Here is a 17,552-nt window from a genome sequence, read left to right as displayed (position 1 = left end):
GGGGTGTCCTTCGTTGCGGAGATCAGAAGGCGGTCCGGTCGTCCCGATCGGGTCGGGGGAGCACCGCCGGTGAAGGGGTCGATCGCGTGAACGGAGCCAGGCCGATGCCGCGACTCGCCGTCGTCCGGGTGGCGGACGCCGACGCGTCCGAGTCGTCGCCCGCGCTCGCCGGTGAGCAGGTGCCCGGTCCGGCCCGCCCCGACACCTCGCGTCCGGAGCCCCGCCCCGACCACGCCCCGCAGTCGCGTCGCCCGTCCGAGCGGGTCGTCGAGCCGCGGTCGTCGGAGGAGTCCGCGGCCGAGCCGACCGCCGACCGGTGCGAGGCCGACACGCTGCCCACCATCCCGCGGGGCCGCCCGGCCCGTGGCGAGGCCGCCTCCGGGCGTCCGTCCCCGCGCCCGCGCGGTGAGGACGGGTCGCTGCGCCGCCGTCGGACGGCGACCGGTCCCGGCGCGGAGCCGACCGGGAACCCCGTCGAGGCGGCCACCGTCGCCGCCACGCCGGTCCCCGCCCCCGGGACGACCGACCCGCTGCTCGACCTGCTGCCCGAGGGCCCCGCCGTCGTCGTCGACACCGACGGCCTCGTCGTCACCGCCTCCCGCGAGTTCGCCCGCCTGGTCGGACTCGCGGTCGGGGAGATGGTCGGGACGCCCGTGGACGCCCTCGTGCGGACCACGTCGACCGTCGGCACGAGCGAGCACGGCGAGGTGCGTCGGCGCGACGGGGAGACGGTGCCCGTCCGCCTCGTGCGCTGGAACCGCCTGCCCGGCACGCCGCACGGCGCGCTCGTCCTCGTCGACGTGAGCGACGTCGACCGGGACGAGGTGGTGGCGCGGGCCGTCGACTCCGCCGTCGCCGACGAGCGTCGCCGGCTCGAGGGTCTGTCCCGGCTCGCGCAGGTCGGGTCGTGGGAGCACGACCGCACCCGCGACACCTGGTCGTTCTCCTCGGTCGCCCGCACCCTGTTCGGGCTGCCGCCCTTCGGCACGGTCGGTCGCGCGAGCGTCGCGGAGTCCGTCCACCCGATGGACCGCCCGCAGATGTCGGCGCGCTGGACGACGATGGTGGAGTCCGGCGCGCGCCTCGACCTCGAGGTCCGCCCGGTGCACGACCCCTCCCGCCTGCTGCACGTCCGCGCCGAGCGCACGTCGGTCGGGCACCGCACCGTCGTGGCGGGCTCGGTCGAGGACGTCACCGAGCGCCGTGCCCTCGAGACGCGGATGCGCACCTCGACGCAGCGCTTCACCGACCTGCTGGCCGTCGCCCCGGTCGGCGTGGCCATCTTCGACGACCACGAGCGCCTGGTGCAGGCCAACCAGTCGCTGTGCCGGCTGCTCGGCGAGGGCCAGGAGTCGCTGCGCGGCCGCCGCGCCGACGAGCTGCTCGACCTGGTCGCCGAGCAGGGTCCGGACACCGTGGCCATGCCGACGCCGCTGCTGGCCCGCCCGGCCGGGTCCGCGGGCTCCATCAGCTGGTCGTGCGCGGCGCGGGCCCTGCAGCGGCGCGAGCGCGGCGCGCGCGGCGAGCTCACCGACCCGGTGTGGTGCGAGCTGCACGTGTCGGTCTCGGTCGACGACGCCGGCGGCGCGACCCACCTCGTCGTCTTCACCGACGTCACCGAGAACCGCCGGGTCGAGGCGTCGCTGCGCCACCAGGCGATGCACGACGAGCTCACCGGGCTGCCCAACCGGCGGACGCTGACCCGCGCGGTGTCGCACCTGCTCGGCGGCCCGACCGCCCGCCGCACCGCCGTGCTGTTCTGCGACCTGGACAACTTCAAGCGGGTCAACGACTCGCTGGGCCACGACGCGGGCGACGAGCTCCTGGTGTGGCTCGCCGACCGGCTGCGCGACGGGCTGCCGCCCGGCTGCACCGCCACCCGGCACTCGGGCGACGAGTTCGTCGTGCTCTGCGCCGACGTCGACGCGCACGGCGGGCTGGACGCCCTCACCGACCTCGTCGGCAAGCTGCTGCGCACCGCGGTGCCGGTGCACGGCCAGCTGGTCCGGGTCTCGGCGACCATCGGCGCCGCCGTCGGGGCGGCCCTCGGGCTGCCCGCCACGCTCGACGGCTACGAGGTCGACCCCTACGCGGACCCGGTGGCGGGGGTCCTCGCCGCCGCCCGCGCGGACGTCGACGTCCACGACGGGCCGGAGCACCCGGCGACGGCCGACCTCATCCGGTTCGCCGACGCCGCCCTGTTCGAGGCCAAGAGCGGCAGCAACCGCGTCGCGCTCGCCGACGAGGCCATCATGCGGGGCGCCGACGAGGCGCTGCGCATGGAGATGCAGCTGCGCCAGGCGATGGTCAACGACGAGCTGGTGCTGCACTTCCAGCCGGTGGTGGGGCCGGACGGGTGCGTCCAGACCGCCGAGGCCCTCGTGCGCTGGCAGCACCCCGAGCACGGCCTGATCTTCCCCGACAAGTTCCTCCCGGTCGCCGAGGCGGCCGACCTGCTGGGCGACCTCGACCGGTGGGTGCTCAGGGCGGCCGTCCGCGAGGCCGCCACCTGGCCCGCCTACGGCGACCGTCCCGCGGCCTCGGTCGCGGTGAACCTCGCGGGCCTGCTCCCCGGCGACCCCGACTTCCTGACGACGGTGCACGAGATCGTCCTCGGGTCCGGCCTGCCCTGGGACCGCCTGGTGCTCGAGCTGGTCGAGACCTGCCTCGCCGACCTGCCGCCCTCCACGCTGCGCGAGATGAACGAGCTCATCGCGGCCGGCGTGCGGTTCGCGGTCGACGACTTCGGCACCGGCTACTCGTCGCTGTCCCGCCTCACCGGGCTCCCCGCCCAGATCGTCAAGCTCGACCGCGGCTTCGTACGGGGGGTCGCGACCGGCGAGTCCGACCGCGCCGTCGCCCGGGCGGTCGTCGAGCTCGCCGCAGCGATCGGGCAGACGTGCGTCGCGGAGGGCGTGGAGGACGAGGACCAGTTCGCCGTGCTGCGCGACCTGGGCGTCGACGCCTACCAGGGCTGGCTGTTCGCGCGGGCCATGCCGGGCCCGAAGCTCGCCGAGATCCTCGCCCGTGGGCCGATCGCGCCGGACGTGGCGGACGCCTCGTAAGGGCGTTTCGCGCGCGGGTCGCGGAACGTTCGGTTACGGTGCTGCGACCCAGGCGGCCGACGAGGCGCCGCCGGTGGCCGCGGAGGAACGACAGCGGTGATCGAGTTCTCCGATGTGCGCAAGGCGTATCCCGATGGCACCGTCGCCCTGCAGTCCCTGTCGTTGACCGCCCGCGAGGGCGAGATCACGGTGCTGGTCGGTCCCTCGGGCTGCGGGAAGACCACCACGCTCCGGATGGTCAACCGCATGGTGGACCCGTCGTCGGGAACCGTGCGGCTGGACGGCGTGGACGTGTCCACGCAGGACCCGCCGACGCTGCGCCGCGGCATCGGCTACGTCATCCAGAACGCCGGGCTCTTCCCGCACCGCACGGTGCTGGACAACGTCGCGACCGTGCCGGTGCTCCTCGGACGCAGCCGGTCCGAGGCCCGGACGGCGGCGGGGGAGCTGCTCGAGCGGGTCGGGCTGGACCCGAAGGTCGGCAGCCGCTACCCGGCCCAGCTCTCCGGCGGCCAGCAGCAGCGCGTCGGCGTCGCGCGGGCCCTCGCCGGCGACGCGCCGGTCCTGCTGATGGACGAGCCGTTCTCCGCGGTCGACCCCGTGGTCCGCGCCGACCTGCAGGACGAGCTGCTCCGCCTGCAGTCCGAGCTCGGCCGCACCATCCTGTTCGTCACCCACGACATCGACGAGGCGATCCGTCTCGGCGACATGGTCGCGGTGCTCCGGGTCGGCGGCACCCTCGCCCAGTTCGCGCCGCCCGCCGAGCTGCTCGCCGCCCCGACCGACGACTTCGTCGCCGGCTTCGTGGGGCGCGACCGCGGCTACCGCCGGTTGCAGTTCGTCGGGGCGGGCTCGCTCTCCCTCACCTCCTTCCCGACGACGGGTGAGGGCTGGCTGCTCGTCGTCGACGACGACGACCGGCCCACCGGCTGGCGCCAGGGCGACGACCACGTGGCGCTGGGCACCGTCCACGAGGAGGGCGGGTCGCTGCGCAGCGCGCTCGACGCCGCGCTCAGCTCGCCCTCGGGTCGCGGCGTGGCGGTCGACGACGACGGCCGGGTGCTCGGCGGCATCGAGCCCGAGGCCGTGATCACGCTCCTGCACGCGAGCGCCGCGCCCGAGGCGGTGCGGTGAGGCTCTTCGGCGCGGACATCCTCCCGCTGGCCGTCGAACACATCGTGCTCGCCCTGGTCCCGGTGATCGTGGGGCTCGTGATCAGCCTGCCGCTGGGCTGGTGGGCGTGGAGCTCCCGGGGTGCGCGCCGGATCCTGCTGCCGCTGACCGGGGTGCTCTACACGATCCCGTCGCTGGCGCTGTTCGTCGTCATGCCCCTGGTCCTGGGCACCCGCATCCTCGACCCGGTCAACGTCGTCGTCGCTCTCACCATCTACGCGGTGGCCCTGCTAGTCCGCAGCGTCGTCGACGGTCTCGACGAGGTGCCCACCGAGGTCATGACGGCGGGGGTGGCCATGGGCTACCGCCCGCTCGGCCTGCTGTTCGGGGTGCAGCTGCCGCTGGCGGTGCCGGTGCTCGTCGCCGGGGTGCGGGTCGCCGCGGTGAGCTCGTTCAGCCTCGTGGCCGTCGGCGCGATCATCGGCCAGGGCGCGCTCGGGGCCCTGTTCACCCAGGGCTTCGAGCGGTTCTACACCGCGCAGATCGTCTTCGGGCTGTTCTCGATCCTGGTGCTGGCGCTGGTGGTCGACGCGCTGCTCCTGCTCCTCGGCCGCGCGCTCGCCCCCTGGGCCGCGGCCCGTACCCCGCAGAAGCAGGGGGCCTGACGTGTTCTCCAGCCTCATCGCCTGGTTCACCGCGCCCGCCCAGTGGTCGGCGACCGCCGGCATCCCCACCCGCCTGCTGCAGCACCTCGGCTACACGGCGCTCTCCGTGCTGGTCGGCGCGCTGATCGCGGTGCCGGTGGGCCTCTACATCGGCCACACGAACCGGGGCCGGTTCCTGGTCGTCGGGCTCGCGAACGGGCTCCGGGCCCTGCCCGAGCTCGGTGTCCTGGTGCTCTTCGTGCTGCTCCTCGGACTCGGGCTCACGCCCGTCGTGCTGGCCCTGATGCTGCTCGCGATCCCGCCCCTGCTCGCCGGCACCTACGCCGGCATCTCCGGGGTGGACCCCGCGGCCGTCGACGCCGCCCGCGGCATCGGCATGACCGAACGCCAGATTCTCTTCGAGGTGGAGCTGCCGAACGCCCTGCCGCTCATGGTCGCGGGGCTGCGGACCGCGACGCTGCAGGTCGTCGCCACCGCCACCATCGCCGCGTTCGTCTCCCTCGGCGGCCTCGGCCGCTACATCGTCGACGGGCAGGCCCAACGGGACTTCACGCAGATGGCGGGTGGCGCGATCCTCGTCGCACTCCTCGCGATCGTGCTCGAGGTCGCGCTCCAGGGCGTGCAACGGGCGGTCACGCCCGGCACCCGTCGGACCCGACCCGACGCCCGATCCGATGCTCGACCCGCCACCCCCGCCGTCGGGACGTCCGACGCGGTCACTGCTGGAGGCTGACGCCCGTGAGACCGACCCGCGCCCTCGGCGCTGCATTCCTGGCCGCCCTGGCGCTCCTCGTCGCCGCCTGTGGCGGCGGGGGCGACCCCCTCGCGTCGCAGCCGCAGGCGCCCGCCGCGAACGACACCATCCGGGTGGGCTCGGCGAACTTCACCGAGAACCGGCTGCTCGCCGAGATCTACGCGACCGCGCTGTCGATCCGCGGCGTGAAGGTCGAGCGGCAGTTCGGCATCGGCAGCCGCGAGACCTACTTCCCGGGCCTACGGGACGGGTCGATCGACCTCGTCCCGGACTACACCGGCAACCTCCTGCAGTACCTCGACACGAACGCCACGGCGACCGCCCCCGCCGACGTGTACCAGCAGGTGGTGGCGAAGCTGCCGCCGCAGCTCAAGGTGCTGCAGGCGAGCCCGGCGGAGGACAAGGACGCCGTGGTGGTCACCCGCGCGTTCGCCACCCAGAACAACGTCACCTCCCTCGACCAGCTCGGCCCGCTCTGCGGGAACGTGGTGTTCGGCGGGCCGCCGGAGTTCCAGACCCGGCCCTACGGCATCCCCGGCATCCAGAAGTCCTACGGCTGCACGTTCAAGGAGTTCCGTTCGCTCGACGCCGGTGGGCCGCTCACCGTCGCCGCGCTGCGGGACGGGTCGATCCAGGCGGCGGACCTCTTCACCACCGACCCGTCGATCCCGAACAACGACTTCGTGATCCTCGCCGACCCGAAGTCCAACTTCGCGGCGCAGCAGGTCGTGCCGCTGATCAACGCGAGCAAGCTCGGCAACCCGGTCGTGGCCGACGTGCTGAACCTGATCTCGCAGAAGATGGACACCGCGACGTTGACCGACCTGAACAAGCGGCTCGACGCCCCGGACAAGCCGGACCCCGCCCAGGTGGCCCGGGACTGGCTGTCGTCGGCCGGGATCGGCTAGGTGCGCTGCGCGCATGTGAGCACTTTCGGGGGCTATAGCGCCCGAAAGTGCTCACATGTCGCGAACGTACGTCTCTGCTGTTGGTCCTGACTGCACGCGCGATGTGAGCACTTCGGCCGCTATAGCCGCCGAAAGTGCTCACATGGACGTCAGTCCACATCGTCGCTGTCGTCGCGCGCCAGGAACACCGCGAAGCGGTCGGCCGCGCCGGCGTGCTCGGGGTGGGCGTCGACGAAGGCGCGGAGGCGGTCGGCCAGCCACGCCAGGCTGACCTCCTCCTCGCCCCGTCGGTCCTCGAGCTCCTCGATGCCCCGGTCGGTGAAGTACACCGTGCGACCTCCCCGGGTCCGGCTCCGCTGCGCTTCGCGTCCTAGCCCTCGATGGCCTCGGCGATCAGCGCCTTCTGCTCCACCTCGTGCACCTTCGCCACACCGGCCGCGGGCGCGGCCATGCGGCGACGGGAGATGCGGCGCAGCCCGCGCAGCCGCTCGACCTTCTCCGGGAGCATGAGGCCCAGGAACGGCCACGCCCCCTGGTTCGCCGGCTCCTCCTGCACCCAGGAGATGCTCTGGGCGTTCGAGTACCGGGCGATGATCGACGAGATCTCGTCGCCGGCGATCGGGTAGAGCTGCTCGAGCCGGACGATCGCGATGTCGTCGGTCCTCCCGGCCTTCTCGCGGGCCGCGACCAGCTCGTAGTAGATCTTGCCCGCGCACATGAGGACCTTGGACGCGTTCGCGGCCTTGTCGCCCGAGGAGAACGTCGGGTCGTCGAGCACCGGGTGGTAGCTGCCCGAGGTGAAGTCCTCGACCGGGCTGACCGCGGCCTTGTTGCGCAGCATCGACTTCGGCGTGAAGACGACCAGCGGCCGACGCACCCCGTCGGTGGCGTGCCGGCGCAGCAGGTGGAAGTAGTTCGACGGCGACGACGGCAGCGCCACCGTCATCGAGCCCTCCGCGCACAGCTGCAGGAACCGCTCGATGCGGCCCGAGGTGTGGTCGGGGCCCTGGCCCTCGTGGCCGTGCGGCAGCAGCAGCACGACGTCCGAGGTCTGGCCCCACTTCGCCTCACCGGACGAGATGAACTCGTCGATGATCGACTGGGCGCCGTTGACGAAATCGCCGAACTGGGCCTCCCAGCAGACCAGGGCGTCGTGGTTCACCACGGAGTAGCCGTACTCGAAGCCGACCGCCGCGAACTCCGAGAGCGCCGAGTCGTAGGGCATGAACTTGCCCTGGTCGGCGGTCAGGTGGCGCAGCGGGACGTACTCCTCGCCGGTCTTGCGGTCGATGAGCACCGAGTGCCGCTGCGTGAACGTGCCGCGGCGCGAGTCCTGACCCGAGAGCCGGACGAGCTTCCCGTCGATGAGCAGCGAGCCGAACGCGAGCAGCTCCGCCCACGCCCAGTCGATGCCCTCGGCGGTCTCGGTCGACGCGGCCTTCCCGCGGCGCTCCAGCACCGGCTTCACGCGCGGGTGGACCGAGAAGCCCTCCGGCGGCTCGGCGAACGCCCGGGCGATCCGCTGGATGACCTCGAGCGGCACCTTGGTCTGCAGGGAGTTCGGGACCGCCTGCTCCCACTCGACCGACGGGCTCGGCTCGATCTCGGCCTTCTCGAGCTCACGGACCTCGTTGAAGACGTGCTCGAGCTGGCTGCCGTAGTCGCGCAGCGCGTGCTCGGCCTCGTCGAGCGAGATGTCGCCGCGGCCGATCAGCGACTCGGTGTAGGTCTTGCGCACCGAGCGCTTCGCGTCGATGACGTCGTACATCTCCGGCTGGGTCATCGAGGGGTCGTCGCCCTCGTTGTGACCGCGGCGGCGGTAGCAGACCATGTCGATGACGACGTCGGAGTTCCAGCGCTCGCGGAACTCGACGGCGAGGCGGGCCACCCACACGCAGGCCTCGGGGTCGTCGCCGTTCACGTGGAAGACCGGCGCGTCGATCATCTTCGCGACGTCGGTGCAGTAGTGCGTCGAGCGGGTGTGCTCCGGGGCGGTGGTGAAGCCGACCTGGTTGTTCACCACCACGTGCACGGTGCCGCCGGTGCGGTAGCCGCGCAGCAGCGCCAGGTTCAGCGTCTCGGCGACCACGCCCTGGCCGGCGAACGCCGCGTCGCCGTGCATGGCGACCGGCATGACGGTGAAGCCCTCGGGGCCCTTGTCGAGCATGTCCTGCTTCGCGCGGACGATGCCCTCGAGCACGGGGTCGACGGCCTCGAGGTGCGAGGGGTTGCTCGTCAGGGAGACCGTGGTCTCGCCGTCGCCGAACATCCGGAAGAACTTGCCCTCGGCGCCGAGGTGGTACTTCACGTCGCCGGAGCCGTGGGCCTGGCCCGGGTCGAGGTTGCCCTCGAACTCGCGGAAGATCTGCGAGACCGGCTTCCCGACGATGTTGGCGAGCACGTTCAGCCGGCCGCGGTGCGGCATGCCGATGACGACCTCGTCCATCTCGTGCGCCGCGGCCTCGTCGAGCACCGCGTCCAGCAGCGGGATGACCGTCTCCGCGCCCTCGAGCGAGAAGCGCTTCTGGCCGACGTACTTCGTCTGCAGGAAGGCCTCGAACGCCTCGGCGGCGTTGAGCTTCGACAGGATGTACTTCTGCTCGGCCGCCGACACCTTCTCGTGCGGCACCTCGATGCGCTCCTGCAGCCAGGCGCGCTTCTCGGGGTCGAGGATGTGCATGTACTCGACGCCGATCGTGCGGCAGTACGAGTCGCGCAGCACGCCCAGGACGTCGCGCAGCTTCATGCAGGAGCGGCCCGCGAAGCCGTCCACCGGGAACTCCCGGTCGAGGTCCCACAGCGTCAGCCCGTGGCTCTGGATGTCCAGGTCGGGGTGCTTGCGCTGCGGGTGGTCCAGCGGGTCGGTGTCGGCCATGAGGTGGCCGCGGTTCCGGTAGGCGTCGATCAGCTCGAGGATCCGCGCGGTGCGGTCGATGCTCGACTCCGGCAGGTCCTGCACCCACCGGATCGGCTCGTAGGGGATCCGCAGCGACGCGAAGATGTCGTCGTAGAACCCGTCCTCGCCGAGCACGAGGTGGTGGATCCGGCGCAGGAAGTCGCCGGACTCGGCGCCCTGGATGATCCGGTGGTCGTACGTCGACGTCAGCGTGATGATCTTGCTGATGCCCATGTTCGCCAGGCGCTCGTCGCTGGCGCCCTGGAACTCGGCCGGGTACTCCATGGCCCCGACGCCGACGATCGTGCCCTGGCCGACGGTCAGGCGCGGGACCGAGTGGTTGGTGCCGATCGTCCCGGGGTTGGTGAGGCTGATCGTCACGCCGGAGAAGTCCTCGGCGCCGAGCTTGCCCGAGCGGGCCTTGCGGACCATGTCCTCGTAGGCGGCCCAGAACTGGGCGAAGTTCATGTTCTCGGTGCCCTTGAGGGCCACGACGACGAGCGTGCGCGCGCCGTCCTTGCCCGGCAGGTCCATCGCCAGGCCGAGGTTGACGTGCCCGGGGTCGACGACGGCGGGCTTGCCCTTGGCGTCGGACCCGTAGTGCCGGTTCATGTTCGGGAACTGCGCGAGCGCCCGGACCATCGCGTAGCCCAGCAGGTGCGTGAAGGAGACCTTCCCGCCGCGGGTCCGCTTGAGGTGGTTGTTGATGACGATGCGGTTGTCGGCGAGCAGCTTCGCGGGCACGGCACGGACGCTCGTCGCGGTCGGCAGCTCGAGCGAGGCCTGCATGTTCTTCGCGATCGCGTTCGCCGCGCCGCGCAGCGGGCTCACGGTCTCCGCGGACTCCGCGTCCTCGGAGGACTTCGCCGGCGTGGTGGAGCCCGCGGCGGGCTTCTCCTTCGCCTCGTCCTTCGCAGGGGCCTTCTGCGCGGCCGGCTCGGCCTTCTTCTCGGCGGGCTTCGCGGGGGCCTGGGCCTGCCCGCCGCCGTTCGAGGAGGCGGACGAGCCGGACGTTCCCGACGACGGGGCGGAGCCGTTGGACGACGCAGCGGTCTTCGCCGCACCGCCGGTGCCCGACCCGCTCGAGCCGTTGCGCTCACCCCGGCTCGCGCCGGAGGCCGCCGAGCCCGACGCGGAGCCGTTGCCCGACGCGCCGGTGGAGGAGGTCGAGCTCGCGCCGGCGACGCTCGACCCGTCGTCGGGAGCGTAGTCGGCGAAGAACTCGTGCCACGCGGAGTCGACGGAGTCCGGATCCGCGAGGTACCGCTGGTACATCTCGTCGACCAGCCACTCGTTCGGACCGAACTGGGCTGCCGGGCTGCTCGTCGACACGGCTGGAGATCGCCTCAATCACACGCGGGAGTGGAAACGGACACCAGGTTAGCGCCCGTCGCGCGCGGGGGTGGGGCCCATGTCGCCCACTGCACCGGTACACGAACACGTCACACGAACCGGGACCGGAGCACCTCCTCGCCCTGCCCCGTCGTCACGACGAAGCCGGTCGCCTCCTGCGCCAGGACCGGCGAGTTGAGCCGGCAGATCATCTCCGTGTCCCCGGTCCCGACGAACGCGCCCGCGCCGACCGCCCGCCCCTCCCGGTCGGTCACGGCGACGAGGTAGGTGCGCCCGGGGTCGAACCCCCGCGCGGTCAGCACCACCTCGACGCCCCAGGTGTGCGGGACCGTCGCGGCGTCGGCCTCGACGCCGGGCACGAGGGCCTGCACGGACACCGGCTCCCGCGGACCCTGCGCCTCCCGCACGCCGAGCCCGTAGCCCACGACACCGCCGGCCAGGGCGAGCACGACGACGCCCGCGGCGACGAGGAGGCGGGCGTGGGGACGGCGGGGTACGGGCAGGGCCGACACCGTCGCCGGTGCCTCCGCGACGTCCGGGGTCTCCTCCGCGCGCACACGGCGCAGGACCCCGTCGAAGCCCGGTGGGGCGGGCTCGGCGTGCCGGTCGACGTCGAGCCGGTCCGGGTCGAGCCCGCCGAGAGGAGCGGCGAGCGGGGCGATCGCGGCGAGCTCGGCGCGGCAGGACGGGCAGGTCGCCAGGTGCGCGTCGACCTCCCGGCGCTCGGTCGCGTCCAGCCCGTCGAGGGCGTAGGCCCCGAGGCGCTCGACGAGGTCCCGGTGCTCCGGGCTCCCGGGGGAGGGGTTCACAGCGGCACTCCCGTGTCGTCCATGATCGCGCGCAGGTTCCGCAGGCCGTGGAACACGCGACTGCGCAGTGTGCCGACCGGGACGCCGAGCTCCTCGGCGACCTCCGCGTAGCGGCGCCCGCGCAACGCGGTCTCGACGATCGCCACGCGCTGGTCGGGCCCGATCCGGCCCAGGGCGTCCTCCAGGAACCAGGCGGTGACGAGGTCGTCGCTGAACGTGCGCCGCGGCTCCCGCGACGCCCGGTCGGCGACCTCACCGAGGATCCCGGGGTCGGTGGGCAGCCCGGGACGGGCGCGGTCGCGGCGGACCTGGTCGACCACCAGGTTCCGGGCGATCGTGAACAGCCACACCCGCAGGCTCGCCACGGCCGCGTCGTAGCGCTCGGCGTGCCGCCACGCGCGGACGAAGACCTCCTGCACCACGTCGGCGGCGGCGGCCGCGTCCCGCAGGTGGCGCGTCGCGAAGCGGTGCAGCTCGGCCGCATGGGTCCGGTAGGCGACCTCGAGGTCGGCGGTGCGGCGCAGGTCGAGCGCGGCGACGACACCACCGTCGGTGTCGCTCGCCTCGGCCCCCCGGGTCGCCCGCACCGGCGCCATGGTGTCGGACGGCGCGTGTGGCGGGGCGGAAGCGGACATCGCGGTCACGCCGGACCCGTCGTCATGATCGCTCTCCCTCGTTCGCCCGAGGTGGGTACGGCGGCGGGGTCCGCGGCGTTGAGGACATTTCCCCGGAATCCGGTCAACGCCGCCGGCGGACGGTCCGTAGGGACGGGAGGAAACGGACGAACACCCCAGGAGGACCCGTGCGCCGCACTCCCGTCAGGCTCGCCGCCCTGTCCGCCCTCACCGTCGGCGCGCTCGCGCTCTCCGGTGGCGCGGCGCTCGCCCAGGACGGCCAGGTCGACGAGCCCTCGAGCTTCACGAGCATGTTCACCGTCATGGCGACCCCCGACACGGTGATCGGGCAGAACGGCCAGCCCGCCCCCGGTCAGCCGGGCGCGACCGGCACCTTCGACTACCGGATCAACTCCGACGAGGAGGTCATCTGCTACGACCTGCGGCTCTCCGGCGTCACCGGCGAGTACCAGAGCCCGGCCCGCACGGCGACGCACATCCACGAGGCCGCGGCCGGCGCCTCCGGCCCGCCGCGGGTCGCGTTCCCGAACCCGCAGGGCGACGGTGAGGTCCGCACCAGCTCCGGCTGCCTGCAGGGCCCGTTCACCACCGGGGTGATGGCGAACGGCCAGGACAGCGGCACCGGGTTCTCGCTCAAGCAGATCGAGGCGAACCCGGCCGCGTTCTTCGGTGACACGCACACCGCCGACTTCACCGCGGGCACCGTGCGCGGCCAGCTCACCCCCGTGCCGATGGGTGGGGTCGAGACCGGCGCCGGCGGTGGCGACGACTCCGCCGCCCCGATCGCCCTCGGTGCCGCGGCGATCGTCGCGGCCGGCGCGGCCGGTGCGGTCGCCTACCGGCGGTCGAGGGCCTGAGCGTGAGCCCGTCCCGACGACGGGTCGCGGCGGGCGTCCGGCCGCTCCTCGGTGCGGTGCTCGGAGCGGTGCTGCTCCTCGCGGCCTGTTCCGGCCCGGTCCCGACGACGGGTGGTGCCCCAGCCGCCGTCGGGACGGCCCCGGGGCCCGTCGACGGGTCCGCGCCCGTGTCGGTGCGGGTGCCCGCCATCGGGGTGGAGCGCGACGACGTGCAGCGCCTCGGCCTCGCCGGGGACGGCACGGCGGAGGTCCCGGCCGACTTCGCCCGCGTCGGCTGGTTCGACGGCGCGGCCGGTCGTGGGCCGACCGTGCTGCTCGGGCACGTCGACTCCCGCTCCGGGCCCGCCGTGTTCTACCGCCTGCGCGACCTGCGGCCCGGGGACGTCGTCGAGGTGGGCCGGGCCGACGGCACCCTCGCCCGCTACGCGGTGACCCGGAGCGAGCAGGTGGCGAAGGACCGGTTCCCGACGTTCGCGGTCTTCGGCGCCACCGCCGACGACGTGGTGCGCCTGGTGACGTGTGCCGGGTCCTTCGACCGGGGCGCGCGCAGCTACACCGACAACCTCGTCGTGCACACGGTCCGCATCTGAACCGTCACCGGGGGTGCGTGCGGAGGCCTGGGTGACGGGGTCGTGGCGTCGAGGGGGCGTCACGACCCCGTTCCCGAGCCCACCTCCACGGTGTCGCGCTCCACGAGCTCCTCCGCGTCGTCCGCGGTCGCCGCGCCCGTCCGCCACAGCAGCGCGTAGCGCCCGTCGCGGGCCAGCAGCTCGTCGTGGCCGCCCTCCTCGACGATGCGGCCGTCGTGCAGCACCACGATGTGGTCGGCCCGCGCGGCGGTGGCGAGCCGGTGGGCGACCACGAAGGTCGTCCGGCGGGCGGCGACGCGGTCGCCCGCGGCGAGCACGGCCGACTCCGTGGCCGGGTCGAGCGCCGCGGTGGCCTCGTCGAGCAGCAGGAGCGCCGGGTCGACCAGCTCGGCGCGGGCCAGGGCGACGAGCTGGCGCTGCCCGGCCGAGAGCCCGCCGCCCCGCTCACCCACCGGCTGGTGGAAGCCCGCGGGCAGCGAGGACACCACGTCGAGCGCGCCGACCCGGCGGGCCGCCTCCTCGATCTCGGCGGGCGTGGCGTCGGGACGCCCGTAGGCGATGTTGGACGCCACGTCCCCGACGAACAGGTGCGCCTCCTGGGGCACCACCCCGAGCCGGCGGCGCAGGCCCGCGAGGTCGTAGTCGCGGACGTCGACCCCGTCGATCAGCACGGCGCCCGCGGTCGCGTCGTAGAACCGCGCCACGAGCTTCACCACCGTCGACTTGCCCGCACCCGTCGCGCCGACCAGGGCGACCGTGCGGCCGGCCGGGACGTGCAGCGACACCCCGGTCAGGGCGGGCGTGCCGTCGGAGCCGGCGTAGGAGAACCCGACGTCGCGCAGCTCGACGTCGCCGCGCAGCGACCGCACCGGCACCGGGTCGGCGGGCGCCGGCACGGTGGTCGGCGTGCGCAGGAGCTCGGAGATCCGGGTGAGGCCGACGCGGGCCTGCTGGTAGCCGTCGAAGACCTGCGAGAGCTGCTGGACCGGCCCGAAGAACATCGCGAGGTAGAGCAGGAACGCGACCAGCACGCCCGACGACAGGTCGCCGCCGGCCACGCGCGCCGCGCCCACCCCGAGCACGGCCGCCTGGGCCACGTCGGAGAGCAGGTTCGCGCCCGGGAAGTAGGTGGCGATCAGCCGCTGGGCCCGCAGCCGGGCCCGGCGGTAGGCGTCGGAGCGGTCGGCGAAGTCGGCCGCCGAGCGCTCCTCGTGGGTGTGGGCCTGGGCGACGCGCAGCCCGGCGACGTTCTCCTGCAGGTCGGCGTTGACGACGCTGACCCGCTCCCGGGCCTCGGTGTAGGCCCGCGACGACAGGCGCCGGAAGACCAGCGTCGCGACGATGAGCACCGGCATCACCGACAGCGCCACGAGGGCGAGCTCCACGTCGGTGAGCAGCAGGGCGGTGGCCACCCCGAGCACGGTCAGCAGGGCCACCACGGCCTGCGCCAGCCCCGTCTGCAGGAACGACGACAGGGCGTCGACGTCCGTCGTCATCCGCGTCATGATCCGGCCGCCGAGCTCGCGCTCGTAGAAGTCGAGGCCCAGACGCTGCAGGTGGGCGAAGCTGCGGACGCGCAGCAGGTAGAGCCGGCTCTCGCCGACCCGCGCGGTCAGCACCGTCTGGAACCAGACGACGACCCAGTCGACGAGCACCACCGCCAGCCCGATGCCGACCGCGACGGCCAGCACCGTGGGGGAGCGGCCGTTGATGCCGCCGTCGACCGCGACCCGCGCGAGGGTGGGGAAGGCGAGCGTCGCGAGGGCGTCGAGCGCGACCAGGCCGATGACCCCCGCGAGCGCCCACCGGACGGGGCGCAGCAGACGGCCGAGGCGGAACCCCGGGTCGGGCGCCGTCGGGTCCTCGCCGTGCAGGTCCGGGCGTTCGTCGGCGGCCGGCAGCTTCGCCAGCGCGGACTCCATCTCCGGCGAGGCGACGCTGCCGTCGAGCCCGCTGGCGACCCCGCGGTCGCCGGCCGGGGCGTCCGCGCCGTCCGGGGGCGGGGCGTCCGGCCACAGCGCCGGGGTCACCCCGTCCGGACCCGGCAGGTCGGGCTCCGGGCGGCGGACGGCCTCGTCGATCCGCTCGCCGGGACCGGCCAGCAGGGCGGTGAACAGCGGGCACCGCTCGGTGAGTTCCGCGGTGGTGCCGACGTCGACCACCCGGCCCGCGTCGAGGACCGCGATGCGGTCGGCGAGGGCGAGCGTGGAGCGGCGGTGGGCGATCACCAGGGTGGTGCGCGTGGCCGTGACGGCGCGCAGCGTCTCGCCGATGGCGGCCTCGGTGGTGGCGTCGACGGCGCTGGTCGCGTCGTCGAGGACGAGCACGCGGGGGTCGTAGAGCAGCGCCCGGGCGAGGGCGATCCGCTGGCGCTGACCGCCGGAGAGCGTCAGCCCCCGCTCGCCGACCCGGGTGTCGTAGCCGTCGGGGAGCTCGGAGACGAAGCCGTCGGCCTGGGCGGCGACGGCCGCGGCGCGGACCTGCTCGTCGGTCCCGTCCGGGCAGCCGTAGGCGATGTTCGCGCGCACCGTGTCGGAGAAGAGGAACGCCTCCTCGAACACGACGCCGACGGTGCGCCGCAGCGACGCGAGCGACAGGTCCCGCACGTCGGTCCCGCCGACGCGCACCGCCCCCTGCTGCACGTCGTAGAACCGGGGGATGAGCAGGGCGATCGTCGACTTGCCCGAGCCCGCCGTCCCGATCACCGCGAGGGTCTCGCCCGGCTCGACCCGCAGCGAGAGCCCGTCGAGCACCGGCTCCGAGCGGGCGTACCCGAACCGGACGTCGTCGAGCTCGACCGGCACCGGACCGGCCGGGACGGGCACGCGCTGCGGCGCCTCGGCGTCGGCGACGATGTCCGGCTGCGAGTCGATCAGCTCGTACACGCGCTCGACCCCGGAGCGGGCGAGCTGGCCGACGACGACGAGGCCCGCGACCATCCGGGCGGGCCCGATCAGGGCGGCGATGTAGGTGGTGAAGGCGAGGAACACGCCGACGGTGATCTGCCCGGTCAGCGCGAGCCCGCCGCCGAGGGCGAACACCACGAGCTGGCCGACCGTCGGCAGCGCGGCGAGCGTGGGGGTGAGGCGCGCGGTGAGACGGGCGGCCCGCAGCCGGTCGCCGTACAGCTCGCCCGCGAGCCGGGCCAGCCGCGCGGTCTCCCGCTCCTCCTGCCCGAAGCCCTTGACCACCCGGACCCCGGTGACCGTCTCCTCCACGCCCTGCGCGACCTCGGCGGCGCGCTGCTGCGCGGCCCAGGTGGCGGGGTAGAGCTTGCGGCGCATCACGGTGGTGAAGGCGAGCGCCACCGGCAGCGTCACCAGGGCGACCAGCGTGAGCAGCGGGGACAGGAACAGCATGATCACCACGGACACGACGACCTGCGCGAGCGTGCCCACCGAGTACGGCACCATCCCGAGCAGGCCCTGGACCTGCTGCAGGTCGGAGTTCGCACGGGATACCACCTGGCCGGTGCGCAGGGCGTCCTGGCGGGGCCCGTCGAGGCGCGAGATCGACCCGAACACCCGCCGGCGCAGGTCGTGCTGCACCGACAGCGAGAGCCGTCCGCCGAGGTAGCGCCGCAGGAAGGCCATGCCGAACTTGACGACCGCCAGCGCGACGACGGCCCCGACGATCAGCCCGAGCCCCTCGGTGGAGCCCCGGACCGCCCGGTCGACCGCCACGGCGGTGAGCAGCGGGCCGACCGACTCCAGGCTCACCCCCAGCACCGACGCGCCCACCGACGCGACGGTCAGCCCGCGGTGGCGCCAGCAGTCCCGCGCGAGACGGGACACCCATCCGGTGGTCCCGTCGCTGGGTCTCTCGGAGTCCGGCACATCAGCCAGGCTAGGTGGGGGGTCCGACAGCGTGCTCGTCGGAGATCGTGGTAACAATGTCACGTGCAGCT

12 protein-coding genes are annotated in these 17,552 nt (G+C 73.8%); 7 read left to right on the top strand and 5 right to left on the bottom strand.

Annotated elements, in window-relative coordinates; all coding sequences use genetic code 11:
- The first annotated feature begins 86 nt into the window (after nt 1-86).
- The 5 genes from BJ983_RS15180 to BJ983_RS15160 all read left to right on the top strand — a co-directional run bounded on the left by BJ983_RS15180 (nt 87) and on the right by BJ983_RS15160 (nt 6,505).
- Nucleotides 87-3,065, top strand: a complete 2,979-nt coding sequence (locus BJ983_RS15180) for an EAL domain-containing protein (protein ID WP_343054188.1) — start codon at nt 87-89, stop codon at nt 3,063-3,065.
- Nucleotides 3,066-3,161: 96 nt separating this feature from the next.
- The gene (locus tag BJ983_RS15175; RefSeq protein WP_179794545.1) at nt 3,162-4,199 is read left to right on the top strand and encodes an ATP-binding cassette domain-containing protein; all 1,038 of its coding nucleotides are present in this window, start codon (nt 3,162-3,164) and stop codon (nt 4,197-4,199) included.
- On the top strand, nt 4,196-4,843 hold the full coding sequence (locus BJ983_RS15170; RefSeq protein ID WP_179794544.1) for an ABC transporter permease subunit: 648 nt from the start codon (nt 4,196-4,198) through the stop codon (nt 4,841-4,843). Before BJ983_RS15175 ends, BJ983_RS15170 begins: the two co-directional genes overlap by 4 nt.
- A 1-nt stretch (nt 4,844) precedes the next feature.
- Nucleotides 4,845-5,576: an ABC transporter permease subunit gene (locus BJ983_RS15165; protein ID WP_179794543.1), complete on the top strand. Its 732-nt coding sequence runs from the start codon at nt 4,845-4,847 to the stop codon at nt 5,574-5,576.
- A gap of 5 nt (nt 5,577-5,581) precedes the next feature.
- Nucleotides 5,582-6,505, top strand: a complete 924-nt coding sequence (locus BJ983_RS15160; RefSeq protein ID WP_179794542.1) for a glycine betaine ABC transporter substrate-binding protein — start codon at nt 5,582-5,584, stop codon at nt 6,503-6,505.
- A gap of 149 nt (nt 6,506-6,654) precedes the next feature.
- Here BJ983_RS15160 and BJ983_RS15155 read toward each other — a convergent pair whose 3' ends face one another.
- The 4 genes from BJ983_RS15155 to BJ983_RS15140 form a co-directional block, all read right to left on the bottom strand.
- Entirely contained in the window at nt 6,655-6,834 is a 180-nt protein-coding gene (locus BJ983_RS15155) for a DUF6104 family protein (protein WP_179794541.1), read from the bottom strand.
- Nucleotides 6,835-6,875: 41 nt separating this feature from the next.
- Nucleotides 6,876-10,676 carry a multifunctional oxoglutarate decarboxylase/oxoglutarate dehydrogenase thiamine pyrophosphate-binding subunit/dihydrolipoyllysine-residue succinyltransferase subunit gene (locus tag BJ983_RS15150; RefSeq protein ID WP_246326213.1) on the bottom strand — a complete coding sequence of 1,267 codons (3,801 nt, stop codon included), beginning with the start codon at nt 10,674-10,676 and terminating at the stop codon, nt 6,876-6,878.
- 167 nt (nt 10,677-10,843) lie between these two features.
- Nucleotides 10,844-11,563: a zf-HC2 domain-containing protein gene (locus BJ983_RS15145; protein ID WP_179794539.1), complete on the bottom strand. Its 720-nt coding sequence runs from the start codon at nt 11,561-11,563 to the stop codon at nt 10,844-10,846.
- Nucleotides 11,560-12,150 carry a sigma-70 family RNA polymerase sigma factor gene (locus BJ983_RS15140; protein ID WP_218890289.1) on the bottom strand — a complete coding sequence of 197 codons (591 nt, stop codon included), beginning with the start codon at nt 12,148-12,150 and terminating at the stop codon, nt 11,560-11,562. The genes BJ983_RS15145 and BJ983_RS15140 overlap by 4 nt, the downstream gene beginning before the upstream one ends.
- Nucleotides 12,151-12,365: 215 nt before the next feature.
- On the opposite strand from BJ983_RS15140, the gene BJ983_RS15135 reads away from it, so the two are divergent.
- Both BJ983_RS15135 and BJ983_RS15130 read left to right on the top strand, forming a co-directional pair.
- Nucleotides 12,366-13,055 carry a CHRD domain-containing protein gene (locus BJ983_RS15135; protein WP_343054186.1) on the top strand — a complete coding sequence of 230 codons (690 nt, stop codon included), beginning with the start codon at nt 12,366-12,368 and terminating at the stop codon, nt 13,053-13,055.
- A gap of 2 nt (nt 13,056-13,057) precedes the next feature.
- Complete coding sequence (locus BJ983_RS15130) at nt 13,058-13,645, top strand: sortase domain-containing protein (protein WP_218890288.1); 588 nt, start codon at nt 13,058-13,060, stop codon at nt 13,643-13,645.
- A 59-nt stretch (nt 13,646-13,704) separates the two neighbouring features.
- Here the strand turns inward: BJ983_RS15130 and BJ983_RS15125 are convergent, their stop codons facing one another.
- Nucleotides 13,705-17,439 carry an ABC transporter ATP-binding protein gene (locus BJ983_RS15125; protein WP_343054185.1) on the bottom strand — a complete coding sequence of 1,245 codons (3,735 nt, stop codon included), beginning with the start codon at nt 17,437-17,439 and terminating at the stop codon, nt 13,705-13,707.
- Nucleotides 17,440-17,552 lie beyond the last annotated feature (113 nt).

The organism is Actinomycetospora corticicola (genome assembly GCF_013409505.1).
In the GTDB taxonomy this organism is placed as follows: domain Bacteria; phylum Actinomycetota; class Actinomycetes; order Mycobacteriales; family Pseudonocardiaceae; genus Actinomycetospora; species Actinomycetospora corticicola.
Note: the sequence above shows the minus strand (reverse complement) of the source record. Positions and strands in the feature narration are given on the sequence as shown.

What these genes read in the sequence shown, in the direction of transcription:
- BJ983_RS15150 (WP_246326213.1), bottom strand. Translation starts at nt 10,676, where the DNA reads ATGTACCAGCGGTACCTCGCGGATCCGGACTCCGTCGACTCCGCGTGG.